A 9,791-nucleotide genomic window follows, 5' to 3' on the forward strand; every position below is an offset into this window, starting at 1 on the left:
TGCCGCCGACGCGGACGCCGCCCCCGACCGGGACGCCCCCGCGGGCGACGACCCCGTCGCTGGCGACGAGCCCGACGCCGCCGACGGGTCGCCCGACGTGACCGCCCTCCCCACCGCCCCCGCGCGCCGGACCGGCTCGATCGCCGCAGCCGCCGCCGCGTCCCTGGCCTTCGCCGCCGTGGCGGCCGGGGCACCCGCTCTGCTGCTGCCCGGCGTCCTGGTGCTCCTCGTCGTCGCCGCGTGCGCCCCGCGCGGCCGCCGGCTGCGCGTGGCGCTCGCCGCGGTGCCGGCCCTGGTGCTCCTCGGCCCGCTGCTGGCCGAGGCCGCGTCCCGCGGCCTGGACGGCGTGCGCCTGCTGCTCGCCGACCCGGGGGCCCCGCTGGCGTCGGACCCGGCCTCCCCGGTGGCGACGCTGCTCGGCGTGCCGGTCGACGCCGCCGCGCTGGTCCCGTCCTGGCTGCCGGGCTGGGTGCCCGAGGCCGTCGTCACCTGGTGGCCGGTCGCGACGGGCGGCGCCGTGCTGCTGCTCGCGCTGATCGCCCTGCTCCGCGGGGCACCGGTCGCCCGCGCGGTCCGGCTCGGCTGGTTCGCCGCCGCCGTCGGCGCGGCGGTCGCCCTCGTCGCCGCCCGGGTCGCCGTCGGTGCCGACGACGACGGGACGGTCGTCGTCGGCTGGGCCGGCTCCGGCGTCTCCCTCGCGATGGCGGGGCTGCTCGCCGCCGCCGTGCTCGGCACCCGCGGGACCCGGGCCTGGCTGGACCGCGCGTCCTTCGGCTGGCGCCAGCTCACCGCCGCGGTGGTCACCGTCCTGGTCGTCGCGCTGCCGCTGGTCGCCTGGGGCGGCTGGGCCTGGCAGGCGCGGGACGGCGCCGCCGCGGAGCTGACGACCCTGGACCGCGCGGTGGTGCCGGCGATCGGCCGGCAGACCCAGCAGTCCGCGGACGCCCCGCGGGTGCTCGCGCTCATCCCGTCGGCCGCGCCGGACGGCGCCACGGCGGCGGGCGGCGCGGTGGACTGGCAGCTGCTCCGCGGCGACGGCCCGCAGGTGCTGGAGTCCGCCGCGGCGGCGCGCACGGCCGGGCTCGCGGGCGGGCTCGCCGACGGCGACCCGGTGGAGCCGGACGCGGCCGCGGCCGAGGTCACCGGGGTGGTGGGCGCGCTGGCCGTCGGGTCGAGCACGGACGTCGCCGCCGACCTCGCCGCGCTCGCGGTCGCGGACGTCCTGGTGCCCCCGCTGCCCGCGGGCGAGGACGACCTCACGCGGCAGCAGGCGCGCACGGCCCTCGTCGGCCGGCTGGACGCCACCCCCGGCCTGGAGCGGATCACCGAGGTCGAGTCCGGCGTCATCTGGCGCGTGCAGCCGTCGGGCGGCGCCGTCGGCGCGGAGCCGACCGACGCCGCGACGGGCGACGCCACGACGGTGCCGCCGGTGGTCACCGCCTGGGCCCGGCTGGTGCCCGACGCGCGCGCCACCCAGGACCCCGACGGCCTGACCTCGGCGGACGCCGTCGCGGTGCCCGCCGTGCCGGGAGGCGTGCCGCAGGTGGCGACCGACATCGAGCCGGGGGCCACCGGCCGGCTGCTGGTGCTCGCCGAGCGCGCGGACGCCGGCTGGCGCGCGACGCTCGACGGCCGGCCGCTGCGCGCGGTGACCGACGGTTGGCGGCAGACGTTCGAGGTCGGGGCGGAGGGTGGCCGGCTGGTCGTCGTCCACCGCGCGCCCGACCGGACGGCGTGGACGGTCGCGCAGGGCACGGTGGGGCTGCTCGCCCTGCTGCTCGCGCTGCCCGTCCGGCGCCGTCGGGCTGGGAGGCGATGACGTGACGGACCCGACCACCGGGCGCCGGCGCCGCACCGGGCGCACCGCACGCGTGCTGTCCGCGGCGCTGGTGCTCGCCCTGACCGGCGGCGTGGTGGCGCTCGCGGTGGCCGCGCCGGCCGACGAGCCGGACCCGGTGCCGGCCGCGACCGTCGCGGTCGCCCCGACCGCCACGACCCTGGTCTGCCCCGGGCCGCTGCAGCTGCCGGACGACACCCTGTCCGGCGACTCGGCGTTCGACCGCGTCCCCGTCGCCCCCGTCGAGAAGGTCACCGGGTTCGACACCGTGGCCTCCGGCACCGCGTCGCTCACCGTGCTCGGCGCGGACCCCGTGGCGCTCGCGGGCGGCACCGGGTCGGTGTCCTCGCCGGCCGCCGCGACGGTGCTGCGCGCGGAGCCGTCCGGGGACGAGCCCGCCCGGGTCGCCGGCGCCACGTCGTCGGTGGTCCTCGACGGGGACCTGCGGGGCCTGTCCGCCGCCTCCTGCGCGCGCCCGGCGGCGGACGTCTGGCTGGTGGGCGGCAGCACCGAGATCGAGAGCACCGCGGACCTCGTGGTCGTGAACCCGGGCGCGACGCCCGCGGACGTGACCGTCCAGGCGTGGGGCCCCTCGGGTGCCGTGGACCTCGCGAACGGCGGCACGTTCCTCGTCGCCCCCGGCGCGCAGCGGGTGCTGTCCCTGCCCGGGGTCGCCGCCGAGCAGCGCCGCATCGCGGTCCGGGTCACCGCCGCGGGCGGGCAGGTGTCCGCGTACCTGCAGGACTCGCTGCTCGACGGGTTCACCCCGCGCGGCACCGACCTCGTCACCGCGGGCACCGGCCCGTCGACCAGCCAGGTGGTGCCCGGCATCTCCGTCGTCGCCACCGAGGTGGACGCCGCGGACGCGGGCGCCCTGCGGCTGCTCGTCCCGGGCGACGAGGGCGCGACCGCGTCGGTGCGGCTGCTCGGGCCGGACGGCGACGTCGCGCTGCCCGGGGCCCAGGACCTCGACCTGCCTGCCGGCGAGGTGACCGACGTGTCCCTCGGCGGGCTGGCCGCCGGGAGCTACACCGCCGTCGTCGAGGCCACCGAGCCCGTCGTGGCCGGCGCGATGATCGCCCGCGAGGGGAAGGCCGGCGAGCTGGACGAGGGTCCGCGCCTCGAGCGCGCCTGGACCGCGGCCACCACGCCGGGCAGCGGGCTGGTGACCGTCCCGGCGGGCGCGACGGGCACGCTCACCCTGACGGCCGTGCCGACGGGCGACGCCGGGACGGCGCCGGCCGCCACCGCGCCCGCCTCGCCCAGCCCCGAGCCCACCGAGGGCCAGCGGCCCGACCCCGAGGCGACCACCGCGGCGCAGGGTCCGACGGTGACCGTCACGCTGCGTGCGTACGGCGCGGCCGGCGTCGTGGGGGAGCAGGACGTCCAGGTGCCGGTGGGGTCGACCGTCGCCTACCCGGCCGCCGAGCTCGGCACGGGCGTCGCCGGCGTCGAGGTCGTGGCCCCGGACGACCCGTCCGTCGACCTGGCGTGGTCGCTCTACGCCGCGGTCGCCCGGCCGAGCGGCCCGCTGGTCTCGGTGCTGTCGCCGGTCACGGACGCCGCCGCGGTGACCACGGCGCAGGTCCGCGCGGCCACCCGGGTCGGCCTGGGCTGACCCGCGCGACGGCGGCGCCGGGCGCGCGCACGGGCCTCAGCGGGCCGCGCGCAGCTCCACGACCTCGCGTGCCCGCAGGCCCAGCGACACCGCCGCGCGCACCGGCCACTGGTACCACCGGTGGTACCGCCGGTGCAGGTAGCGCTCGGCCGACCGGTGGTGCGCCGTGATCATCGCGGCCGGCTTCGCCTTCCAGGACACCCCGCCGACGTGCGTCACCCGCGCCGCGGGCACGTACACGTTCGGGTGGCCCGCCAGCGCGAGCCGCTCGCCGAGGTCGACGTCCTCGAAGAACATGAAGTAGTCGTCGTCGAACCCGCCGACCGCCTCGAACGCGTCCCGCCGCAGCAGCAGGCACGCCCCGGAGAGCCACCCCGCGTACCGCTCGGTGCCCGCGGTCTCCTGGCGACGCTGGTAGGCGCGGGTCCACGGGTTGCCCGGCCAGACCTTGCCGAGGACCGCGTGCCCGGCGCCCTGGGTGAGCGACGGCAGCTCGCGCGCCGACGGGTACACCGTCCCGTCCTCGTTCAGCAGCGCGGGACCCAGCGCCCCGGCGTCCGGGTGCCGCGCGGCGGCGTCGAGCAGCAGGTCGAGCGAGCCCGGCTCCCAGACGACGTCCGGGTTCGCCACCACCAGGAACGGCTGCGTCGCCCCGCGCGCGCCGGCGTTCGCCCCGCCGCCGTAGCCGAGGTTCGCGCCGGTGCGCAGGACGCGCCCGCCGGCCGCGGCGGCCACCTCGTCGGCGGTCCCGGGCTCCGTGCCGTTGTCGACCAGCACCAGCTCGACCGGCGCGGTCGTCGCGGACGCGAGGGAGCGGGCGAAGTCGGCCAGCTCGGGTCCGGGGTGGTACACGATCGTGACGACGCGGACGGCGGGGCGGTCCGCCGGATCCGCCGCCGGGTCCGGGACGGCCTCCGGGGGCGGGGTCGTGGCGGCGCGGTGCGGCTCGGGGGTGGTCGTCATGGCCGGGTCAGGCTACCGCCCGTCCCCGAGCTCCGGGTCGACCTCCTCGGGCGACCGGCCCAGCAGGTGCGCGACCTGCTCGACGACGACCTCGTGCACCACGTCCGCGAGCTCGTCCGCGTCGACCGCGCGGGACTCCACCGGCCGCCGGTACACCACGATCCGGGGCGGGAGCCCGGGCTGGGACGGGAACGACCGCCCGAGCGGCACGCCGCCGTGCTCCCACGGCGCCGGGTCGGACGGCGGCACGTCCTCGACCGCGAACTCCACCCCGTCGAGGTACCGGCCCCAGCGGGCCTCCAGGCGCTCCACGGAGTCCAGCACCAGGTCGTCGAACCGTTCGGCCCGGGTGCGGTGCGCGGGCAGCGTCGGCGGGAGCAGCGGGCCGCGGATGCCGCGGCCGCGGCGGTCCCGCCGCCGGACCGCGCCGACGCGGGGGACCGGTCCGCCGGGGGTGCCGGGGACGGCGGGGACGTGCCGTCGGGGTGCCACCCCGGCACTGTATCCGGGTGACAACGCGGGTCGCGCGCACGCTCCCGCGGGGAGCGGCGGTAGGTTCTACCCCGTGAGACCCGTCCGCCAGTGCTCCCGCACCGCGTGCGGTCGTCCGGCGGTCGCGACCCTGACCTACGTGTACGCCGACTCGACGGCCGTCCTCGGCCCGCTCGCCACCCTCGCCGAGCCGCACTCCTACGACCTGTGCGCCGAGCACGCCTCGCGCCTCACCGCCCCGCGCGGGTGGGACGTCGTCCGGCTGACGCCCGAGTTCGTGGAGACCGGCCCGAGCCACGACGACCTGCTCGCGCTGGCCGACGCCGTGCGGGAGGCCGGTCGGCCGGCGCCCCGGCACGCCGCCGCGGTGCCGGACGGGCTGCCGCCGGCGGGGGAGCTCGACACCGAACGGCGCCGCGGCCACCTGCGCGTCCTGCGCGGCGAGCAGGACTAGCCCGCGATGGCCGGGGCGGGGGGCGGGGCGGCGGGACGCCGCAAGGGACGGCGGGGGGAGCCCGAGCCGACGCCGCTGGGTTCGCTCAGCCAGGCCGGGTCGGGGCACGCGCCCGGCACCGAGGAGTGCGAGGTGTGCGGGTCGGCCCGCCTCACCCGCCTGCACCTCGCGCTGGCCGACGGGACGGACGTGACGTTCGTGTCCTGCCACGAGTGCGAGCACCGCGCGTGGTTCCCCCTGGACGGCGACGGGACGTCGCTCAGCCGGGACGAGGTCGTGCGGCGGTCGAGCCGGGGCTGAGCCCGTCGCGCGCGCGGTAGGAGGGCGGCACCCGGGGGACTCCGCGTGAGGAGGCGCCGATGGGATACCGTGACGCCGTGCCTGAGACCTCCGCGCTGCCCGACCTGACCGGCCTGATCAAGGCGTACGACGTCCGGGGCACGGTCCCGGACCAGCTGAACGCCGACGTCGCCCGCGCGATCGGCGCGGCCTTCGCCGACGTCGTCGTGCTCCCCGAGGCCGCGGACGGTGCACGCCCGCGCGTCGTGATCGGCAACGACATGCGGCCGTCGGGCCCGGAGCTGGTCGGCGCGTTCGCGGAGGGCCTCGCGGCGCGGGGCGTCGACGTCATCACGATCGGGCTGTGCTCGACCGACGGCCTGTACTTCGCCTCGGGCAAGCTCGGCATCCCCGGCGCCATGTTCACCGCGAGCCACAACCCCGCGGAGTACAACGGCATCAAGCTCTGCCGCGCGGGCGCCCGTCCCGTCGGCCAGGACTCTGGCCTGTCCCGGGTGCGCGACCTCGCGTCCGAGTACCTGCGCGACGGCGTGCCGGCCGCGGGCGAGGGCGTCGCCGCCGGCGAGGTGACCGAGCAGGACCTGCTGGGCGACTACGCGTCGTTCCTGCGCGGCCTGGTCGACCTGTCCGGCATCCGCCCGCTCAAGGTCGTCGTGGACGCCGGCAACGGCATGGGCGGGTTCACCGCGCCCGCCGTGCTCGGCACCGGCGCCGGCCTCCCGGAGCTGCCGCTCGAGGTCGTGCCGCTGTACTTCGAGCTCGACGGCACGTTCCCGAACCACGAGGCGAACCCGCTGGAGCCCGAGAACCTCCGCGACCTGCAGAAGGCGGTCGTGGAGCACGGCGCCGACATCGGCCTGGCGTTCGACGGCGACGCCGACCGCTGCTTCGTCGTCGACGAGAACGGCGACCCGGTCAGCCCGTCGGCGATCACGGCCCTGGTGGGCCTGCGCGAGATCGAGCGGGAGAAGGCCGAGGGCCGCACCCCGACGGTCATCCACAACCTCATCACCTCCATGGTCGTGCCCGACCTGGTGACCGCGGCCGGCGCGAAGGCCGTCCGGACCCGCGTGGGCCACTCGTTCATCAAGGCCCAGATGGCCGAGTCCGACGCGGTGTTCGGCGGCGAGCACTCGGCGCACTACTACTTCCGCGACTTCTTCTTCGCGGACACCGGCATGCTCGCGGCGCTGCACGTGCTCGCCGCGCTCGGCGGCCAGCCGCACCCGCTGTCGGCGCTCGCCGAGCAGTACCAGCCGTACGTCGCCTCGGGAGAGATCAACTCCCGCGTCGCCGACGTCGCCGCCGCCCGCGCGCGCGTGGTCGAGGCGTACGTCGAGCAGCAGGGTGCCGGCCCGGTCACGGTCGACGAGCTGGACGGGCTGACGGTCTCGCACTGGGACTCCCAGCCGCAGTGGTGGTTCAACCTCCGCGCGTCCAACACCGAGCCGCTGCTGCGCCTGAACGTCGAGGCCGCGGACGAGGACATCATGGAGAAGGTCCGCGACGACGTGCTCGCGCTGGTCCGCCAGGGCGGCGCGGCGTGACCGAGCAGCCCGTCGGGACCACCGGCCTCGCCCCCTGGGTGCGGGAGCTGCTGCGCTGCCCGGTGACCGGCGCGACCCTCGTGGACGGCGTCGGCCCGGGCGGGCAGCCCGAGCTGGTGTCGACGGACCCGGACCGCCCGCTCGCGTACCCGGTGCGCGACGGGATCCCCGTCCTCCTCGCCGACGAGGCCCGTCCGGTCTAGCATCTCCGCTCGGGCCACCGCGCGGCGGCCCCGGGGGACCTCGGTCGCCCGCGCGCTGACCAGCGGAGGGACCGGCATGGCACACGGAGGCGGGAACAAGGCGATCATCGCCGCGCTGTCCGCGAACCTGGGCATCGCGGTGACGAAGTTCATCGCCTTCCTGCTCACGTCGTCCAGCTCGATGCTCGCCGAGTCGGTGCACTCGGTGGCCGACTCGGGCAACCAGCTGCTGCTGCTCGTCGGCGGGCGGCGCGCCCGGCGCGAGGCGGACGAGGAGCACCCGTTCGGCTACGGGCGCGAGCGGTACATGTACGCGTTCATCGTGGCCATCGTGCTGTTCAGCCTCGGCGGCCTGTTCGCGCTGTACGAGGCGTGGCACAAGTTCGCGGACCCGCACCCGATCGAGTCCTGGCAGTGGGTGCCGCTCGTGGTGCTGGTCGCGGCCATCGTCATGGAGGGCCTGTCGTTCCGCACCGCGATCGGCGAGGCGAACCACACCCGGGGCAAGCAGGGCTGGGTGTCCTACATCCGCACCGCCAAGGCCCCCGAGCTGCCCGTGGTGCTGCTGGAGGACTTCGGTGCGCTGATCGGCCTGGTCCTCGCGCTGTTCGGCGTCTCCATGACCCTGGTGACCCACGACGGCCGCTGGGACGCGGTCGGGTCGGCGGCGATCGGCCTGCTGCTCGTCGTCATCGCGATCGTGCTGGCCGTGGAGACGAAGAGCCTGCTGCTGGGCGAGTCGGCCAGCCGGCGGGACGTGGACGCCATCCGCGGCGCGCTCGTCGGCCCGGGCGTGCCGTCGGTCATCCACCTGCGCACGCTGCACCTGGGCCCGGAGGAGCTGCTGGTCGCCGCCAAGATCGAGGTGCCGGCGGCAGCCACGGCCGAGGACGTCGCCGTGGCGATCGACGCGGCGGAGCAGCGGGTGCGGGCGGCGGTGCCGATCGCGCGGGTGATCTACCTCGAGCCGGACCTCCGGCACGCGCTGCCGGTCGGCTGACCCCGCCGACACCCCTCGGGCGGAGCGTCCTGCCCGGCACGCCGGCGCGTGCGGCAGGAGGCTCCACCCGTTCCCGCTCCCGGGGGCGGGGGGACCCGAACCGCGTCAGACGGCCGCGACGGCCGGACGGCGGGACAGGACCGCGACCAGGACGACCGCCAGCAGCATCACCGCCGCGGCCGCGGTGCCCAGCGCGGCGTAGCCCGGCCCGGCCACGACCCAGCCGCCCACCAGCGCGCCGAGCCCGGTGCCGAGCGAGATGATCGACGAGTTGAGGGCGACGACCAGCTGGCCGTGCCGGCCGGCCAGCGTGAGCAGCACGTTCTGCAGCGGGGCGTTCATCGCCCACGCGGCGAACCCCCAGAGCGCGAACACCGCCAGCGCGGTCCACGCCGTCGCCGTGGCCGGGGTGAGCAGCAGCAGCGCGACCGCCGACGTGCCGAGCGCGAGCACGATGCTGCGCGCGGCGCCGAACCGGTCCGCGAGCCGCCCGCCCACGACGTTGCCCGCGACCCCCGCGACCCCGTACGCCAGCAGCACGGCGCTGAGCAGGGCGCCGGTGAGCCCGGCGAGCTCGGTGAGCAGCGGTGCGGAGTACGTCTGCACCATGAGCGCGGACGCGGTCTCCAGCATCGACACCAGCAGGACGACGCCGACCAGCCCCGGCAGCGCGGGGCCCGGCGCGGCGCGGGGCGCGCCGAGATCGGTGGTCCCCGCCGAGATCGGTGCGTGCGAGGACCGATCTCGGCGCGAGGCACCGATCTCGGCGGGGGTGGGGTCGGCGGGGGTGGGGGCGGGGCGCGGGACGCGCACCAGCACGAGGACGCTCACCAGCGCCACCAGCGCCAGCGCCCCGACCAGCGCGTACACGCCGCGGTAGCCCAGTGCGGGCCCGAGCAGGTTGCCCGCGGGCGCGCCGAGCACGGTCGCCGTCGTGAGCCCGCCGAACACGGTCGCCACGGCCCGCCCGCGCCGCCCGGGCGGGGCCAGCCGCGCGGCGAGCACGGTCGCGGTCGGCGTGAACCCGCCGGCGGCGACGGCGGACAGCCCGCGGAGGACCGCCACCTGGTCGTACGTCGTGGCGAACGCCGTGGCCCCGGTGGCCAGCGCGAACAGGGCCAGCGCCACGCACATGAGCAGCCGGCGGGGCACCCGCCCGACGGCCAGCGTCAGCAGCGGCGTCGAGATCGCGTAGGTGAACCCGTAGACGCTGACCAGCGCGCCGACCTGGGTGACCGGGACGTCCAGCTCGGCGGACACGCTCGGCACCAGCCCGGCCATGACGTACGAGCCGAACCCGATGGCGAACGTCCCGGTCGCCATCGGCCACAGCCGCGGGCCCCGGGCCGCTGCCGGGCCCGGGGGCGCCGCGGGCGG

9 protein-coding genes and 1 pseudogene are annotated in these 9,791 nt (G+C 77.8%); 7 read left to right on the forward strand and 3 right to left on the reverse strand.

The window, feature by feature from the left end; genetic code table 11:
* Both FA014_RS20105 and FA014_RS14980 read left to right on the forward strand, forming a co-directional pair.
* A pseudogene (locus FA014_RS20105) lies at positions 1–1,819 on the forward strand (glycosyltransferase family 2 protein); the annotation flags it as partial.
* Position 1,820: 1 nt separating this feature from the next.
* The gene (locus tag FA014_RS14980; RefSeq protein ID WP_154730458.1) at positions 1,821–3,455 is read left to right on the forward strand and encodes a DUF5719 family protein; all 1,635 of its coding nucleotides are present in this window, start codon (positions 1,821–1,823) and stop codon (positions 3,453–3,455) included.
* A gap of 36 nt (positions 3,456–3,491) precedes the next feature.
* On the opposite strand, the gene FA014_RS14985 is transcribed toward FA014_RS14980, so the two are convergent.
* Positions 3,492–4,418, reverse strand: a complete 927-nt coding sequence (locus tag FA014_RS14985) for a glycosyltransferase family 2 protein (RefSeq protein WP_154730459.1) — start codon at positions 4,416–4,418, stop codon at positions 3,492–3,494.
* Positions 4,419–4,430: 12 nt separating this feature from the next.
* The gene (locus FA014_RS14990; protein WP_154730460.1) at positions 4,431–4,910 is read right to left on the reverse strand and encodes a metallopeptidase family protein; all 480 of its coding nucleotides are present in this window, start codon (positions 4,908–4,910) and stop codon (positions 4,431–4,433) included.
* 73 nt (positions 4,911–4,983) lie between these two features.
* On the opposite strand from FA014_RS14990, the gene FA014_RS14995 reads away from it, so the two are divergent.
* From FA014_RS14995 to FA014_RS15015, 5 genes are all read left to right on the forward strand, one after another.
* Positions 4,984–5,364 carry a DUF3499 domain-containing protein gene (locus FA014_RS14995; RefSeq protein WP_154730461.1) on the forward strand — a complete coding sequence of 127 codons (381 nt, stop codon included), beginning with the start codon at positions 4,984–4,986 and terminating at the stop codon, positions 5,362–5,364.
* Between the two features lie 6 nt (positions 5,365–5,370).
* Entirely contained in the window at positions 5,371–5,664 is a 294-nt protein-coding gene (locus FA014_RS15000; RefSeq protein ID WP_230323209.1) for a hypothetical protein, read from the forward strand.
* Between the two features lie 59 nt (positions 5,665–5,723).
* Entirely contained in the window at positions 5,724–7,211 is a 1,488-nt protein-coding gene (locus FA014_RS15005; RefSeq protein ID WP_154730462.1) for a phosphomannomutase/phosphoglucomutase, read from the forward strand.
* Positions 7,208–7,414 carry a Trm112 family protein gene (locus FA014_RS15010; protein WP_154730463.1) on the forward strand — a complete coding sequence of 69 codons (207 nt, stop codon included), beginning with the start codon at positions 7,208–7,210 and terminating at the stop codon, positions 7,412–7,414. The genes FA014_RS15005 and FA014_RS15010 overlap by 4 nt, the downstream gene beginning before the upstream one ends.
* Positions 7,415–7,490: 76 nt before the next feature.
* Positions 7,491–8,414, forward strand: a complete 924-nt coding sequence (locus FA014_RS15015) for a cation diffusion facilitator family transporter (RefSeq protein ID WP_154730464.1) — start codon at positions 7,491–7,493, stop codon at positions 8,412–8,414.
* Positions 8,415–8,519: 105 nt separating this feature from the next.
* On the opposite strand, the gene FA014_RS15020 is transcribed toward FA014_RS15015, so the two are convergent.
* Positions 8,520–9,791 (reverse strand): MFS transporter (locus FA014_RS15020; protein WP_230323211.1); only part of this gene is annotated, 1,272 nt, incomplete at its 5' end.

Source organism: Cellulomonas hominis, assembly GCF_005239125.1.
Lineage (GTDB): Bacteria > Actinomycetota > Actinomycetes > Actinomycetales > Cellulomonadaceae > Cellulomonas > Cellulomonas hominis_A.